Origin of the sequence: Nonomuraea mangrovi (assembly GCF_042681425.1) — a bacterium.
Taxonomy (GTDB): Bacteria; Actinomycetota; Actinomycetes; order Streptosporangiales; family Streptosporangiaceae; genus Nonomuraea; species Nonomuraea mangrovi.
On the sequence record NZ_JBHUFV010000020.1, the window covers coordinates 1 to 15,985 of the forward strand.

Annotated in this window: 16 protein-coding genes; 12 read left to right on the forward strand and 4 right to left on the reverse strand. The window is 68.2% G+C overall.

Going from position 1 to position 15,985, the window contains the following annotated elements; all coding sequences use genetic code 11:
• Window positions 1-316 precede the first annotated feature (316 nt).
• Window positions 317-673, forward strand: a complete 357-nt coding sequence (locus tag ACFSKW_RS12260) for an ArsR/SmtB family transcription factor (protein ID WP_379572313.1) — start codon at window positions 317-319, stop codon at window positions 671-673.
• Window positions 674-873: 200 nt separating this feature from the next.
• Window positions 874-3,897: a Tn3 family transposase gene (locus tag ACFSKW_RS12265; protein WP_379572314.1), complete on the forward strand. Its 3,024-nt coding sequence runs from the start codon at window positions 874-876 to the stop codon at window positions 3,895-3,897.
• 370 nt (window positions 3,898-4,267) lie between these two features.
• On the opposite strand, the gene ACFSKW_RS12270 is transcribed toward ACFSKW_RS12265, so the two are convergent.
• Window positions 4,268-5,107 carry an NAD(P)H-binding protein gene (locus ACFSKW_RS12270; RefSeq protein WP_379572315.1) on the reverse strand — a complete coding sequence of 280 codons (840 nt, stop codon included), beginning with the start codon at window positions 5,105-5,107 and terminating at the stop codon, window positions 4,268-4,270.
• A gap of 273 nt (window positions 5,108-5,380) precedes the next feature.
• Here ACFSKW_RS12270 and ACFSKW_RS12275 point away from each other — a divergent pair, with 273 nt between their 5' ends.
• The 9 genes from ACFSKW_RS12275 to ACFSKW_RS12315 all read left to right on the forward strand — a co-directional run bounded on the left by ACFSKW_RS12275 (window position 5,381) and on the right by ACFSKW_RS12315 (window position 12,097).
• A complete protein-coding gene (locus tag ACFSKW_RS12275) occupies window positions 5,381-6,262 on the forward strand; it encodes a sigma-70 family RNA polymerase sigma factor (RefSeq protein WP_379572316.1) in 882 nt (293 codons plus the stop codon).
• A gap of 85 nt (window positions 6,263-6,347) precedes the next feature.
• Window positions 6,348-6,818: a carboxymuconolactone decarboxylase family protein gene (locus ACFSKW_RS12280; protein WP_379572317.1), complete on the forward strand. Its 471-nt coding sequence runs from the start codon at window positions 6,348-6,350 to the stop codon at window positions 6,816-6,818.
• A gap of 94 nt (window positions 6,819-6,912) precedes the next feature.
• Entirely contained in the window at window positions 6,913-7,299 is a 387-nt protein-coding gene (locus tag ACFSKW_RS12285) for a DoxX family protein (protein ID WP_357631771.1), read from the forward strand.
• 420 nt (window positions 7,300-7,719) lie between these two features.
• Complete coding sequence (locus ACFSKW_RS12290; RefSeq protein WP_379572318.1) at window positions 7,720-8,682, forward strand: NADP-dependent oxidoreductase; 963 nt, start codon at window positions 7,720-7,722, stop codon at window positions 8,680-8,682.
• A gap of 193 nt (window positions 8,683-8,875) precedes the next feature.
• Complete coding sequence (locus ACFSKW_RS12295) at window positions 8,876-9,073, forward strand: SDR family oxidoreductase (protein ID WP_379572555.1); 198 nt, start codon at window positions 8,876-8,878, stop codon at window positions 9,071-9,073.
• A gap of 104 nt (window positions 9,074-9,177) precedes the next feature.
• Entirely contained in the window at window positions 9,178-9,582 is a 405-nt protein-coding gene (locus tag ACFSKW_RS12300) for a type II toxin-antitoxin system PemK/MazF family toxin (protein ID WP_379572319.1), read from the forward strand.
• A 415-nt stretch (window positions 9,583-9,997) separates the two neighbouring features.
• The gene (locus ACFSKW_RS12305; protein WP_379572320.1) at window positions 9,998-10,444 is read left to right on the forward strand and encodes a hypothetical protein; all 447 of its coding nucleotides are present in this window, start codon (window positions 9,998-10,000) and stop codon (window positions 10,442-10,444) included.
• Window positions 10,434-10,940 (forward strand): tyrosine-type recombinase/integrase, encoded by a 507-nt coding sequence (locus tag ACFSKW_RS12310; RefSeq protein WP_379572321.1) that lies wholly within the window; start codon window positions 10,434-10,436, stop codon window positions 10,938-10,940. Before ACFSKW_RS12305 ends, ACFSKW_RS12310 begins: the two co-directional genes overlap by 11 nt.
• Before the next feature lie 263 nt (window positions 10,941-11,203).
• On the forward strand, window positions 11,204-12,097 hold the full coding sequence (locus ACFSKW_RS12315; RefSeq protein ID WP_379572322.1) for a TIGR03620 family F420-dependent LLM class oxidoreductase: 894 nt from the start codon (window positions 11,204-11,206) through the stop codon (window positions 12,095-12,097).
• A gap of 74 nt (window positions 12,098-12,171) precedes the next feature.
• Here the strand turns inward: ACFSKW_RS12315 and ACFSKW_RS12320 are convergent, their stop codons facing one another.
• Window positions 12,172-12,672, reverse strand: a complete 501-nt coding sequence (locus tag ACFSKW_RS12320; protein WP_379572323.1) for a TetR-like C-terminal domain-containing protein — start codon at window positions 12,670-12,672, stop codon at window positions 12,172-12,174.
• Window positions 12,673-12,905: 233 nt separating this feature from the next.
• Window positions 12,906-13,598, reverse strand: coding sequence for a hypothetical protein (locus tag ACFSKW_RS12325; protein WP_379572324.1), 693 nt, complete (start codon window positions 13,596-13,598; stop codon window positions 12,906-12,908).
• Window positions 13,599-13,820: 222 nt separating this feature from the next.
• Here ACFSKW_RS12325 and ACFSKW_RS12330 point away from each other — a divergent pair, with 222 nt between their 5' ends.
• On the forward strand, window positions 13,821-14,720 hold the full coding sequence (locus ACFSKW_RS12330; RefSeq protein ID WP_379572325.1) for a DMT family transporter: 900 nt from the start codon (window positions 13,821-13,823) through the stop codon (window positions 14,718-14,720).
• Here the strand turns inward: ACFSKW_RS12330 and clpX are convergent.
• Window positions 14,717-15,982 carry an ATP-dependent Clp protease ATP-binding subunit ClpX gene (clpX, locus tag ACFSKW_RS12335; protein ID WP_379572326.1) on the reverse strand — a complete coding sequence of 422 codons (1,266 nt, stop codon included), beginning with the start codon at window positions 15,980-15,982 and terminating at the stop codon, window positions 14,717-14,719. The genes ACFSKW_RS12330 and clpX overlap by 4 nt on opposite strands.
• Between the last annotated feature and the right edge of the window lie 3 nt (window positions 15,983-15,985).

A 15,985-nucleotide genomic window follows, 5' to 3' on the forward strand; every position in this document is an offset into this window, starting at 1 on the left:
GAGCCCATCGCGCAGGCGAACCCTCTCAAGGCTCATGATCTCAACCTCGTACAGGCCCTAGTCGGAACGGACCGCGTCCGGCTGGAACCGCACGTCACGTTCGGTTCGGTGTGCTGGTCACCGGTACGGCTCGGCGTGGAGGCGCGCGAGGGTTGCGCCTCGTCGTGCCGCGCCCTATTCGGGTCTTGCCGAGTGCAGGCTTCCGCCGCTCCTGGGGGGTGGCAGGACGGGCCGCGACGCCCCCGGCGCCCGGGGCGGTGCGCGTCGGGCTCATATCGAAGTTCCTCGAATCGTCGTATACTCCTCTCGAAAGCTCATGACGACACACGCCCTCCCCTCACCAGACGCCGCCGCGCCGGACGACCCCGCGCAGCTGCTCGAGGTGTTCAAGGCGCTCGCCAACCCCGTGCGACTCCAGCTGCTCCAGTGGCTGCGCGAGCCCGAACGCCACTTCCCGGTGGAGGAGGGAATCGCCGACCCCGACGAGGTCGGCGTGTGCGTGAGCCACATTCAGGCCAAGACGGGCCTCGCGCAGTCGACCGTCTCCGCCTACATGGCATCGCTGCAGCGTGCCGGGCTGGTCCGCGCCACCCGTGTCGGGAAGTGGACGCACTATCGGCGTGACGAGCAGCGCATCGCCCAGCTCGTCGACGTCCTCGGCCGCTCCCTCTAGCCGCTCGCGGGTCGGCGAGCGGAACCTCCGCGGTTGGGGCCCCACTCGGGTCGGCGCGACCAGCCCCAAAGTAGCTCTCTGTAATGTCTCAGTCCGCGACGTGATGGTTACGGATGAGCGGTACCGCACCGTAGCGGCATCGGTGCGAGCAGGGTGCTCCCGAATCTTCAAAGCGATCGGGGGAGAAGGGATCCCTGCCGATGCGCAGAGAGTGGGAGCTGGAGGACCTCATCGAGTGCTGGACCCTGGATGAGGCCGAGGCCGAACTACTGGCGAACAAGAGCGGCGCCACCCGTCTCGGGTTCGCGTTGATGCTGAAGTACTTCGAGCTTGAGGGTCGCTTCCCGCGCCGGGAGGACGTGCCGAAGGCCGCGGTCGACTACATGGCGGGCCAGGTGAAGGTCGATGCGGCACTGTTCGCCGAGTACCGCTGGTCGGGCAGCACGATCGAGTATCACCGGGCGCAGATCCGCCGGTTTCACGGCTTTCGTGAGCCGACGGTCGCCGACGAGGACAAGCTGACGGTCTGGCTGGCCGAGGAGATCTGCCCGGTGGAGACGTCGCGGGAGCGGCTGCGTGCCGCGCTGCTGGCTCGCTGCCGGGAGGAACGGACCGGGCCTCCCACGCCCAAGCAGATCGAACGGCTGGGGGGCGCGGCCGAGGCGCTGTCCGAGCGGGAGTTCACCGCCGCCACGGCCCAGCGCCTGCCGGCCACGGCGGTTGCCGCGCTCAAAGACTTGATCACGGTTCCCGACCCCGAGCCGGAGGGCGAAGGCGAGGCCGGCACGGCCGCAGTGCGCAGCTTCCTGCAGGAGCTGAAAGAGGACCCAGGACCGGTGCAGCTGGAGACGCTGCTGGCCGAGATCGTCAAGCTGGAACGGGTCAAGGCGATCGGGTTACCGAACCACCTGTTCGAGGGGGTGTCGGAAAAGGTGGTGGAGGTGTGGCGGGCCCGGGCGATGCGCATGTACCCCTCCGACTTCGCCGCCGCGCCGGAGCCGATCAGGCTGACCTTGCTGGCGGCGCTGTGCTGGGTGTGCAAGGCGGAGATGATCGACGGGCTGGTGGAGTTGCCGATCCAGCTCGTGCACAAGATCAGCGTACGGGCTGAGAAGAAGGTCGAGAACGAGCTCAGCAGTGAGTTCCGGCGGGTGCAGGGCAAGCACGGCATCTTGGCCCGGCTGGCCCAGGCCGCGCTGGACCTGCCCGAGGAGCTTGTCCGCAATGCGATCTACCCGGTGGTGGGCACGGCCACGCTGGCCGACATCATCGCCGAGGCCAAGGCGAACGAGAAGGAACTGCGTACCCGCGTACGGGTCAAGCTGCGCGGCTCCTACTCGCGCCACTACCGGCGCGGCCTGCCCAAGCTGCTGCGCGCGCTGGCCTTCCGCTGCAACAACACCGCCTTCCAGCCGGTGATGGACGCCTTGGCGCTGCTGGAGCGCTACGACGGCTCCGAGGCCGTCTTCTACGACCGCGCCGAGACGGTCCCGATCGAGCACGTGGTGCCCGAGGACTGGCAGGAGGCGGTGGTCGACGACCGCGGCCGTATCGAGCGCATCCCGTACGAGTTGTGCGTGCTGGTCGCGCTGCGCAAGGCCATCCGCCGGCGGGAGATCTGGGTGGAGGGCGGCAAGATCTGGCGCAACCCCGAGGCCGACCTGCCGGCTGACTACGACGACAACCGGGACGTGCACTACGAGGCCCTGAAGAAGCCCCGGGATCCGGCGGCGTTCCTCGCCGACCTGCAGCGCCGCCACACCGCCGCCCTGGACCGGCTGGAGGGGGCGATGCGCAAGGGCACCACCGGCGGCGTGAAGATCACGCGGAAGAAGGGCGAACCGTGGATCAGCGTCCCGCCGCTGGTCAAGCAGGAGGAGCCGACGGGCCTGAAGGCGCTGAAGGCGGAGATCTCCCGCCGATGGGGCGTGATCGACCTGCTGGACGTGCTCAAGGACGTCGCCCATGTCACCGGCTACACCTCCGCCTTCACCTCGGTGGCCTCGCGCACCGTCATTGATGAGGCGGTGCTGCAGAGACGGCTGTTGCTCTGCCTGTACGGGCTGGGGACGAATGTCGGGATCAAGCGGGTGGCCGACGGGGTGGCCGCGGCCGCGCCGCCGCCCGGGCAGCTCGACAACGAGGCGGCGCTGCGGCGCACCCGCCGGCTGTTCATCAACCGCGACAACCTCCGCGAGGCGATCCGCCTCATCGTCAACGCCACCCTCAAAGCGCGCGACACGGTGCTGTGGGGCGAGGGCACCTCGTGCGCGTCCGACTCGCGCAAGTTCGGATCCTGGTCGGCGAATTTCATGACCGAGTGGCATGAGCGCTATCACGGGCCGGGGATCATGGTGTACTGGCACGTCGAACGGCGGTCCGTGTGCATCTACAGCCAAGTGACCAGCACGACCGCCTCCGAGGTGGCCTCGATGATCGAGGGCCTGCTACGGCACCTGACTGATGCCGAGATCGATCGCCAGTACACCGATACCCACGGCGCCTCGATCGTCGGGTTCGCCTTCTCCGAACTGCTGAGCTTCAAGCTGCTGCCGCGGCTGAAGAACATCGGTTCCGCCCGGCTGTACCGGCCGGGGACCGGCGAGGACGAGGCCTGGCCGCGCCTGGAGGCGGTGCTGTCGAACAAGACCATCGACTGGGACCTGATCGCCCGCCACTACGACCAGATGATCAAATACGCGACCGCGCTCAGATTGCGCACCGCCGAGTCGCACCAGATGCTGCGCCGCTTTACCCGCGGCGGCCCCAAGCACCCCACCTACCAGGCGATCGAGGAACTAGGTCGCGTCGTCCGGACAATCTTCATCTGTGACTATCTCGCGGATGAGGAGCTGAGGAGGGAGATCAACGAAGGCCTGAACGTGGTGGAGAACTTCAACTCGGCCAGCAAGGATCTGTTCTACGGCAAGGCCGGCGACCTGACCGGCGACGACCGGGAGAACGTCGAGGTCTCCGCGCTGGCACTCCACCTGGTCGCGGCCGCGATCGCCTACCTCAACACGCACCTGATCCAGATCGTGCTGCGCGATCCGGCCTGGCGAAAACGGCTGAGCGCGGCCGACCGGCGCGGGCTGACCGCGCTGTTCTGGTCCCATCTGAACCTGTACGGGCGCTTCGAGCTCGACATGAACCGCCATCTGGAGTTGGACGGCGTGGGGCCCACCGCCCGCTTGTCGCCGTTCGGCCGCCGGCACATCACGTGATCGGCACCTACACCTTCGCGCTGCCCGATCTCGGTCCTGGAGGCATGCGGGATCATCAGCGGATTGTGCGGGAAGCGCTTCGCCGTCGTCGAGCAGAACGAGGGAGCCCCCGTATAGATCGCGTCACAGAACAGCAGCAGAAAGAGCGCCTCGCCGACACGGGGCGCTCTTTCGCGCGGAGAGTGTCAATAGCGTTCCCGCCACGGTCAAAGGATGATCATAACGCGTGCGACCAGCGGAAATACCATGCACGCGGCGACATACCAAGCCCTGACTTTGTCGATGAGAGACGGCTTCGGTTGACAGTCGGCTGGTGCCGCCGGGCTCGTCCTCGGGACATGCGCGAAGGCCGGCAGGTGCCGCCAATCCGTCAGGCCGACGCCGCGCCGAAGGCGGCGGCGTGGTCGGCGACCCACTGCGCGTAGGTGAAGGGCGGTCTGCCGGTGACCTGTTCGACCGTCGGCAGGACCTCCGCGGTCTTGCCGACTCTCGCGGTGAGCAAGTTGACGTAATCGTCGATCCCCGGAGCGGGCATGCCGAGGCGGACCATCTCGTCCCGGAACCAGTCCTCGGACTGCTCCTCCCACCGCAACGGCCGCCCGATGGTCTCCGCGATGACGCGCACGCGGTCGATCTGGGTCAGCGACTGCGGTCCTGTCACCGAGTACCCCTCGCCGGCACGCCCATCGAGGAGGCTGCGGACGGCGACCGCGGCGATGTCGCGCGGGTCGACCGGAGCCGTCGCGGCCTCGCCGTAGCGTCCGCGTACGACACCGCCCTCGATGATCTGGGGCGCCCAGACCAGGTCGTTGGTCGTGAGCCCGTCGGGCCGCACGAAGGTCCACGCCAACCCGGACGCTTCGACGGATCGTTCAAGCCGCAGATGCACCTCGCCGACCCAGCCGGGCTCGGACCACGTGACGGACACCGAGGACAGCATCACGACATGCCGCAGGCCGGCTCGCTTGGCCACGTCGAGGAATCCGTCGACCCCCTGGAAAACGGGGAACAGGAAGGCCCGCTCGATGCCGGACAGTGCCTCAGACAGGGTTTCCGGCTGGGTCAGGTCGCCGGTCACGACTTGGACCTGGTCAGGGAACGCATGGCCGCTGGGGTTGCGGGTCATGACGCGGACCTTCTCACCCGCCTCCAGGAGTTGGCGGACGACGTGGGAACCGACGTTTCCGGTGGCACCGGTTACCAGGATCATGGTGGGGATCTCCCTTAGTTTCTTGGCTTCTTTGAGCCGGGGGCCGGTCGGTGACGATCGCGTCACTCGACCAGCCGTCCGGTGAATTCGAGGTCAGCGGTAAGTTCCACGAGGCGCGTGGATCGTTTGCGCGGCGTCCTGACGACCATGAAGCGCCGGCGACCCGATCCCTGTGACATTGCGGTCTCCCATCAGGACGCACGCCGAACGGTTACCTCGGCGCCTTCGGTCGCGTCATGACCATGACGGAATTAGCGCAAGGAAGGTAACAACATGGCCGGATCAGGTCCTCACGAAGCACTGGCGGAAGCCTTCGAACAGCAGCGCGAGCGTCTGGTGGCGGTCGCCTACCGGATGCTCGGGTCGCGGGTGGACGCCGAGGACGCGGTGCAGGAGGCGTGGATCCGGCTGGCGCGGCAGGACGCGGCCGGGATCGACAACCTGGCCGGCTGGTTGACCACGGTGGTCGGCCGGGTCTGCCTCGACGTGCTGCGCTCGCGCAAGACCCGGGCTGAGCTGTCGTACGACGACTGGCTGCCCGAGCTGGTGGTGACGGTGGACGGCGGGGCGGCACCCGAGGACGACGCGATGCTCGCCGAATCGGTCGGGCTGGCACTGCTGGTGGTGCTCGACACCCTCACGCCTACCGAGCGGCTGGCGTTCGTCCTGCATGACATGTTCGCGGTGCCCTTCGCCGAGATCGGCGAGATCATCGGCCGGTCCGCCGACGCGACGAAGATGCTCGCCAGCCGGGCCCGCCGGAAGGTGCAGGGCACCTCGCTGCCAGAGGAGGAGCCGCGGCGACAGCGCGCAGTGGTCGACGCATTTCTTGCCGCGGCGCGCAACGGGGACTTCGAAGGGCTCGTACGGCTGCTCGATCCGAAGGTGACCTGGCGCACGTACCACCCGCAGGGCGTGCTGACCACGGTCGGGGCGGCCGAGGTGGCCGGTCCGATCCTGCGCGGCATCCGGTCGATGACCTCGGCGCTGGCGGTTCTGGTCAACGGCGAGCCCGGGTTCGTGGCCTGGGGTGCGAAAGGCAAAGTACTCGGCGTGGTGGGGTGCACCGTGGTCGACGGCCGGATCGTCGAGCTCCTTACCGTGAGCGACCGCAAGCTCATCGACACCATGGGTCTGCCCGCGCGACCCGAGTAGCGCACGTCTGTCGCATGGGGTTGTTACGTCTTGGTGGGGTGCTTCGTCGTAGTGGTGCAAGTATCCGAAGACGAAGGAGATCGAGATGGAAACCCGGATCAACCCCATGGTCAACGAGGTCGGGTCGAAGTGGGCCAAGTACATCATCTCGTCGAACAAGGTCATCACCGACTCGGCACTGCCGAAGGCGGTGCAGGAGCTGGTGAAGATCCGCGCCAGCCAGATCAACGGCTGCGGCGGCTGCCTTGACATGCACACCAAGGACGCCGCGGCCGCTGGCGAGAGCATGGTGCGGATCAACCTGGTCGGGGCATGGCGGGAGACGACCGTCTACACCGAGGCGGAGCGGGCGGCGCTGGAACTCACCGATCAGGGCACCCGCCTCGCCGACTCCAGTGGCATCACCGATGAGGCGTGGGCGAACGCGGCGAAGCACTTCGACGAGGATCAGCTGATGGCTCTGGTGGCCCTGATCTGCACGATCAACGCCTTCAACCGGCTGAACGTGATCACCCGGACGCCCGGCGGCGACTACCAGCCCGGACAGTTCGGCTGACGCGGACATTCCCCCTCAGGCTCTCAGGCGGACCCGGGACCCCGGGTCCGCCCCGCGGCCGCCGACCCCAGACCCTCTGCCAAAGAGAAGACTCATGAACATCGCACTGTGGATCATCACCGGCCTGCTGACCGCCCTCTACCTGTTCTCCGGCTTCGGGAAGCTGTTCGTGCCACGGGAGAAGATGGCCCAGATGGCCAACGCCGCGCGCTGGGTCCTCGACTTCAAGCCCGGCACCCTTAAGGCCATCGGAGCGCTCGAGGTCCTCGGTGCCGTGGGCCTGATCCTGCCCGCCTTGCTCGGCATCGCGCCGGTACTGGTACCGCTGGCGGCTAGCGGCCTGACGCTGCTCATGACCGGCGCCGTGATCATGCGGATCCGCCGTGGCGAGACCAAAGCCGCGCTGGTGGACGGGAGCTACCTTGCCCTGGCCGCCTTCGTGGCGATCGGCCGCTTCGCACTGGAACCCTTCACCGGCTGACCGGCCCGTCACCCGGGCGGGAGGCGGGCCGCGATCCGCTCCTGCGGGTGGGCGCACTCGCCGAAGGGCAGCGACAGGGCAGGGCGTGCTCGATGAGCTTCTGTGCGCCCTGGTCGGCGACATGACCGGGCGGCTGCGGTGAAGGTAGCCAGGGATGACCACGACGCAGCGCTGCTGGCTGAAGAGCGCGCCGTCGAACGGCTGACGCGACTCAGTCGATCCCTTCCGAAAAAGGGTCAATGCGCCCGAGATCGCCAAATGCCCACGGGAGCGTCTGGCTCCTCGCACCAAGGTGTGAGGAGCCAGTCAACATGCCTTACATGCCTGAAAAGATCATCTCACTCTGACCTGCGAGAAGAGTCCAAGAACCCAGATAACGATGGGCTGCGCACTCATTCCCGCTTTCACGAAGGTTCTCCCATGAGCGAAGACACGACGACGGCGCGGATGCGCGCGATCATTCAGGAGTCCGCGGGCGGCCCCGAGGTGCTGACGCTGGCCGAGGTTGACCGTCCTGAGCCGATGCCGACGGAGGTCCTGGTACAGGTGCACGCGGCCGGCGTCAACGCCACGGACTGGAAGTCACGGACGGTCGGCAGGCTGCTGGGCGACCCGCCCGCCATCCTCGGCTGGGACGTGTCCGGGGTGGTCGAGGCCGTGGGCCTCGGAGTCACCCGCTTCCGGCCTGGTGACGAGGTCTTCGGCATGCCCCGCTTCCCGCACAAGGCGGGCGGCTACGCGGAGTACGTGACCGCCCCGTCGCGGCACTTCACCCGTAAACCGGCCGGCCTCGACCACGTGCACGCCGCGGCGCTGCCGCTGGCGGCGCTCACCGCGTGGCAGGTCCTGCACGACACCGCGAACGTGCAGCCGGGCCAGCGCGTGTTGATCCATGCCGCGGCCGGCGGGGTCGGCCACCTGGCCGTGCAGCTCGCCAAGCATCTCGGCGGGTACGTGATCGGTACCGCTCGTGGGTCCAAGCACGCCTTCGTACATGCGCTGGGCGCCGACGAGGTGATCGACTACACCGAGGAGGACTTCGCCGAGACGGTCCGCGACGTTGACCTGGTCATCGACAGCATCGGGGGCGACTACGGGGCGCGTTCCCTGCAGACGTTGCGGAACGGCGGCACTCTTGCCCAGCTCAACCCGGGGCCTGACGAGGACCTCCTTCGCCAGGCTGGGGAGCGCGGCATCTGGGCGGGCTTCGTCCTCGTCGAGCCGGACAACGCCGCGATGGCGACGATCGCCGAGCTGGTCGAGGCGGGACGGCTGGGCGTCGAGGTCGACACCGTCCTGCCGTTCGAGCAGGCGGCCAAGGCACATGAGCTCGGCGAGACCAACCGAGCCACCGGAAAGATCGTACTCACTGTCGCCGGATGACCGGCCGCGGAATACCGCCCACTGGTTGCCGGCTTCGAGCTGAGGATGGGATGCGGGTGTCACGTTTGCCCGCTGACCCTCAATCAGTTTCCTGGTCCCCATCGCCGCCTCCAGCGTCTGATGACGGCCATGCTCATGTACGTGATAATGGGCGAAGAGCTCGACGTCGCCAGCCGATTTCCGCTGGGCCGACCTGGGGCGCAGCGAGGAGGTCGCCAATCTGGTCGCGTTCCTGGCAGGTGAGAGCGCGTCGTTCATCACAGGCAGCGTGCTCACCATCGATGGCGGCTGGCTGGCCGGCGGCATCGAACTCGGGGGCGATGCCGAGCAACCAACGACCAGCGACGACCGCATGGCTGCCATTGCCAACACGTCCTCCCTGAACTCGTAAGAACTGGCCGAACAGATCACCCGCATCGCCGACGCCGCGGCGGTGTCACCGAAGAGGCATGACCTGACCGCCGTCCGGTCTGCCGCCCTGTATCAGGAGGACATGTGCAACGTGGCGAAGTCTGGTGGGTCGCGTTCGACGAGCGGCGGCCGGTCGTACTGCTGTCGGGAGACGACGCGTCCGGGATCCGGGCGATGCGGGTCGTCGCTCCGGCGGGCGTCGACATCAGCGGCCTGGGCGTCGAAGTGGTAGTAGGAGCCGTGGAAGGACTGCCCTTTGAAGGCGTGCTGCGGATAGCGTTCCCTCATCCAGGCGTTACTCCGTGCACGTGGCTGACCACGGTGTCCCGGGACGACCTGATCGAGCAAGCGGGCGTCCTGTCCTCCGCGAAACTCAGCGAGATCGAGGATGCCCTCCGTCTCGGGGAGCAGGCGAAGGAGTGGACCCCAGCGACGACCGCGAAACTCAGCGAGATCAGGGACGCCCTCCGTCTCGGCGGACTCAGGTAGGCGGAGAAGGCGAACCCCGTCCTGGACGACCCCACCAGCGTGACCGGCGAGGCACAGCGCATGCTCGCCTCCGGCAGGCGCAGCGTGCTGACCGGGCAGGACCGGGACGCCTTTAAATCTCGTGAAGGGCAGGTCCGTGGCCCAACGTCTACCGCATCCTCGCCGACCGCCACGTGCGCCCATTCTGGCGTCTACGCGTAGGGCGCCCCGCTCATGCCAGTTATGGAGATTACTTCGATACGGACTCGAGCGGCGGAGCACTACTGATGTACGTGATAATATCTATTATCACGTACATGAGCGATCATGACGGTGCGGTGACCAGGACAACGCCTCGCCGGGATGGTACGCGATTCCGGCATGTTATCCGGTACATCATCCGGAGCGGTGCGACGACCGCCGCCCGGTGGCTGGCATGACTGCCACGCCGAAGATCACCGCGCTGCGCGGCGGGCACGTCACGCTCGCCGCGGCCGCCGACGCCTTCCTGGCCACCCCTCGCGCCGCCAACCCCAACACCCACCGCGCCTACGCCTCGGCCATTGACCGCACCATCGCGCTGCTCGGCCGCGACCGGCTGCTCGCCGAGGTCAGCGACGCCGAGATCGGCGCCGCGCTCACTGAGCTATGGGGGTCGAGCGCGCCGGCGACCTGGAACCGCAACCGCGCCGCCATCACCTCCTGGCTCGCCTGGGTGCCAGACCAAGAAGCACTGGGCCGCCCCGTCAGTCCCAGCCGACGCCGAACGCCGCAAGGAAAGCGCCGACGAGACCCGTGCGGTTGCCAAGACCGCCATCCACCGGCTGCTGTCACGCCGCGACATCCCGCTGCGGGAGAAGACGCTGTGGCGGATGCTCTATGAGACCGCCGCCCGGGCCGCCGAGATCCTGGCGCTCAACGTCGAGGACCTCGACCTGGAGCACCGGCGTGCTCCCGTCCGCTCCAAGGGGGGCGCCATCGAGTGGGTGTACTGGGACAGCGGCACCGCCCACCTGCTGCCCCGCCTCCTCCGGCTCCCGAACGGCGGCACCCGCACGCACGGCCCGCTGTTCCTGTCCGAACGCCGCCCGGTCCCCGCCCGACGCCCGGCCGCCGCCGACATCTGCCCGCATACCAGCCGCGCCCGCCTCGGCTACGACCGCGCCCGCGTCCTGCTGGACACCTACGCCGGAATCGATCTGCATCAGCTGCGGCATTCCGCGGCCACCCATCTCGGCGAGGCCGAGGTCCCGCTGCAGCTCATCATGGGCAAGACCCGGCACAAGAACCCCCGCACCGCCATACGCTACGTCAAGCCGGGTGCTGAGGCCCTCGCCAAGATCACCGAGGTGCTGGCGCCCCGTCGCCGCACTCACTGATCCATCAGTTGCCCGTGAGGGAGGCCGACATGGCCATGAGCCAGCGACCTCCGTAAACACAGCCCGTGAGCATAATTACAGAGAGCTACTTTGGGGCTGGTTGCACCGACCCGAGTGGGGGCCCCGGTTCAGTCACCCTCTCTCCATGTCCTCGACCTCGGTCACCGGGAGCAGATTTGACTTCTCATATCGACTTTCTGCGATACTTCGATGCGTTGATGAGTTCGTGAGGACGGTTCCGCGCCGTCGGGCAGGAGGAAGACATGGGCATGATCGATGGGATGGATCTGGGGCGCTTCGGGGTCTGGACGTTCGACTTCGAGGACCAGCCGGCGAGCATGATGCGGGAGTCCGTTCAGGAACTCGAAGAGCTCGGCTGGCAGGCGTTCTGGATCCCGGAGCGGGACGGGCGTGAGGCGATGACGCACGCGGGGTTCCTGCTTTCCTGCACCGAGCGCATCAGCGTCGTCAACGGCATCGCGCGGATCTGGTCCCGCGAGCCGCGGTGGACCCAGGGCGCGGCGTTGCTCCTCGCCGACGCCTACCCCGACCGACACCTGCTCGGCCTCGGCATCGGGGCCGGTCGCCCAGGGATCAGACCACTGCAGGCGATGAGCGATTATCTGGACGACATGGACGCGACGACGAGCGCCAATCCTCTCGCGCGGGCGCCGATGCGACGCCTGCTCGCGGCGTACGGGCCGAAGATGCTCGAGATGGCCCGCGATCGCTCCGAAGGCGCTCACACCTACCACGTGACGGTGCGGCACACGGCGCAGGCGCGCGAGGTGCTCGGCGACGGCCCGTTCCTCGGCGTGGAGCAGGCGGTGCTGTTCGAAAGCGACCCGGACAAGGCGCGCGAGATCGCGCGCGAGCATCTGCACGTGTACTTCACGACGAAGTACAACATCGCCAAGTTCCTTCGCCTGGGCTACACCGAGGCGGACATCGACGGCGGCCGTGGCAGCGACCGGCTCGTCGACGACCTGGTGTTCTGGGGCGATCTCGACACGATCGTCCACAAGCTGCACGACCACCTCGACGCCGGTGCCGACCACGTCGGCATCCAGGTTCTCGGCATCGAGCCCGGCCGGTCGGCCATGCCGCGATGGCGGCAGCTGGCGGAGGCGCTGCTGCCGCGGCGAGTCGCCGTGTAGGCCTCCCGCGCGGCGGAGACGGACGGTCCGCTGCCTGCAGTACAGGCGGTGAAGCAGCGGCGCCGCCGCGACGATCACTTCGGCGTCAGGCCGCGTCGCCGCACCAGGGGGAGGTACACCTCGTCCACGATCTCGACGAGGACATCGTCGGGTGCGGTAGGGACGCCGCGCACGACGAATTCGTTGCGCAGCAGGACGATGGCCACGGTGGCGACCCGCGGGTGGAGCGCCTCGGGGGAGGCTTCACCGCGCGCGACCGCGCGCCCCAGGATGGTCAACCAGGGGGCGGCCGCGGCGTCGCCCGACTGTTCCTGTAGCTGGGCCAGGAATTCCGACGCGCCGCCGGCGGCGGAGAGCAGTTCGCGCAGGATCGCGCCGAGGGGGAGCTCCAGTGCCGGTTGGCCTGTCGTAGGAGCTCGAGGGCGTCGCCGCGCAGGTTGCCGGTGTCGGGGGGTTGCACCGTGGTGGTCAGTTGACGATGGGCGGCGATGCCGAGCGTGAGCCGGTTCGGCCAGCGGCGATAGATGGCGTTCTTGTTGGTGCCGCTGCCGCAGCCGTTCGGCGCGCGCGGTCACGACCTCGGCTCCCCGTTCGTCGCCGGAGCCGAGCTCAGCATCATGAACAAGGGATTCCTGCCCGGGGAGATTCTGCACCCCCGAGCCCTGGAGAGCCTCCAATCCCCTTCCGAGGTGACGAACACGATCGGCTCGTGGCCGCTTCTGGCCGGATCTCGGCCGGACCCGCTTCTCGCTCAGCGCCCGCCAGCCCGCCCCATCCAACGGTCCAGCGAAGTGCACGAGGCCGGGGCTCAGCTCGTTGCGATGGGGGCCAGACGGTGGCAAAGCTTCATGAAGAGGTCCAGGTTGACGACATAGCTCGTCGGCTCCGAGTCCACGGTCGTGCGCTTCTGTGAACCGTTGAAGCAGACTTTGCCGACGACGTATCCCAGCTCTGTGATCTCCTCCCAGGCGGCCCGGTGCTTGCTGCCGCTCACACCCTGTTTGTCGGCCCGGTAGACGCCGAAGTCGATCGTCTCGCCGCGTTCGATGCGCGCCAGAACGTCCGGGAGCTGGAAGTTCCTGATACTGGCCTGGATGTGCCGTCCCCAGTCGTGCGGATAGAGGAACGGTGCGCCCTGCACGTGCGAGGTGACGCCGTACCGTTCCTTCTGGCGTCCGATGAAGGCCCAGCTCCCGAAGCCGATGCTCACGGCCGCGCCGTTCGGATCGATCAGCGTGTAGCGAGCGTCCGAGTCCACGCCGTTCACGGTGCGGAGGTTCTGCAAGATTCTCGCGTCGTACCACTCGTACGCAGCCATGTAGCCGTCCGGGCCGGTGATGACGGCGCCGTTGTGGTACATGTACAGGCGCGAGTCACGCCACTTCTTCAGGCCGAACCCTTTCTTCGCCTCGACCGTGAAAAGCCAATTCCCTAGGTTGCGCTGGGTGGCCAGCGTGGTGGCGGCCTGGCTGGGCGGTTCAGAAGGGGCCACGTTGCCCATGTACTCACTCCTCGGGTCAACTGCGAGTGATCGTCACAGTAACGGCCGCCTTAGATGTACGTCTATGTCTGAGAGAGGTTTCACAGCGCGTACCAGGGCTTTGACGGGATCGGTGAGCTTCGGGATGGCATCCGTCGTCGCATCAAGAGATAAGCCTGGCTTACGCATCGCCAAACAAAGACTAACTGGATCTTTCTGATGTGTTTCCAGCAGGCTGGAGGTATGAACCTGCGCAGCTTCCTCGCCCTGGCGGGCACCGTGGTCCTGTGGGCCTCCGCCTTTCCCGCCATCCGGGTCGGAGTCGACGGCCTGGGCGTGGCCGCGTTGTCCTTCCTCCGCCTGGCGATCGCCGCCGTGGCGCTGGCGGCGGTCGCGCCGTTCGCGAAGGTGCGCCGGCCCAGGCGCCGCGACCTGCCGCTCATCGCGCTGTGCGGCGCCACTGGTATGACGGCCTACCAGGTCCTGCTCAACTGGGGCGAGGTGCACGTTCCCGCAGGGACCGCCAGCCTGCTGATCTCCGTCGCCCCCGTCTTCAGCGTCCTGCTCGCCGGCGCGTTCCTGTCCGAGTCCGTCACCCGTACCGTGGTCGTCGGCAGCGTCGTCGCGCTCGCGGGCACGGCGGGCGTCACGCTCGCCGAGGGATGGTCGGGATTCTCCGCCGCCAGCCTGGTCGTCCTGGCCGCCGCCGTCGTCCAGGGCGTCTACCACGTCGCGTCCAAGCCGCTCCTGCGCCACTACACAGGACTCGAGGTCGCGACCTACGCCATGGTCGCAGGAACGATCTTCGCCCTGCCTCTCGTGCCCGCCACGGCCGGCGCCGCCCTCTCCGCTCCGGCATCCGCGCTGGCGTCGGCGGCGTTCCTCGGCCTGCTCCCCTCCGCGCTCGGCTTCGTCATCTGGGGCTACGCGGTCGCCAGGCTGCCGTTGTCCGCCTCGACGGCGGCCCTGTACCTCGTGCCGCCCGTCGCGCTCGTCGTCTCCTTCGTCTGGTTGGGCGAGGTGCCGCACCCGGTGGAGCTCGCCGGCGGAGCGGTCACCGTCCTCGGCGTCGTCCTGATCAACCGCCGCGCCGCCGCGAAGGCGCCCAGGGTCCCCGGCAGGCAGCCCGTGGCGACGGTCTAGGCCGACCGCTCGCGGCTCTCGCGGCCGTCGGAGCGCGGCACCAGGACCGGGCCGGTACGGCCGAGCACCGTGTCGCGCCCGACCACCACGCGACCCACGTCGTCCCTGCCCGGTACCTCGAACATGACCGTGGCCAGCACCTGTTCGAGGATCGCGCGCGCCGCCCTGGCTCCGGTACCGCGCAGCAGCGCGAGCTCGGCGATCGCCTCGACGGCGTCGTCGTCGAACGCCAGCTCCACCCCGTCGAGCTCGAACAGTCGCTGGTACTGCCTGATCAGCGCGTTGCGCGGCTCGGTGAGGATCCGCGTCAACGCCGTCCTGTCCAGCGGCAGGCAAGGGGAGAGCACGGGAAGGCGGCCCACGAACTCGGGGATCAGCCCGAACCGCAGCAGGTCCTCCGGCATGACGTGGGCGAACGGATCACGGCCCGCCTCCGGCACGGGCGCGGCGCCGAACCCGGCGCCTCCGCGGCCCACCCGTGCCTCGATGATCTGCTCCAGCCCGGCGAAAGCGCCACCTGCGATGAACAGCACGCCGCTCGTGTCCATCCGGACCACGTCCTGCTCGGGATGCCTGCGCCCGCCCTGCGGATGGACGCCGGCGACCGTACCCTCCAGGATCTTCAGCAGCGCCTGTTGCACACCCTCGCCGGAGACGTCACGGGTGGCCGACGGGTTCTCGTCCCTGCGGGTGATCTTGTCGATCTCGTCGATGTAGACGATGCCCTTCTCCGCCCTGCCGACGTCGTTCCCGGCCGCCTGGAGCAGCTTGAGCAGGATGTTCTCGACGTCCTCCCCGACGTAGCCCGCCTCGGTGAGCGCGGTGGCGTCGGCGGTCGCGAACGGGACGTCGAGCAGGCGGGCCAGCGTCTGGACGAGGTGCGTCTTGCCGCAGCCCGTCGGGCCGATCAGCAGGATGTTGGACTTGCCGAGCTCGACCTGCTCGTCCCTCGGCGCGGACCTCGACCGGGCCGCGTGGACGCGCTTGTAGTGGTTGTACACCGCCACCGCGAGCGTTCTCTTCGCCCGGTCCTGCCCGATGACGTACTGGTCGAGAAAGGCGTGGATCTCGCGCGGCTTCCTCGGCTCGGGCAGCGTGACCGCCTGGTCGAGGTCCTCCTCGACCAGCTCGTTGCACACCTCGACGCACTCGTCGCAGATGCAGATCCGGCCGGGACCGGCGATCAGCTTCCTGACCTGGCTCTGGCTCTTGCCGCAGAACGCGCACGCCGGCACGTCGCCCCAGCCCCCTGTGCGGGCCACGGC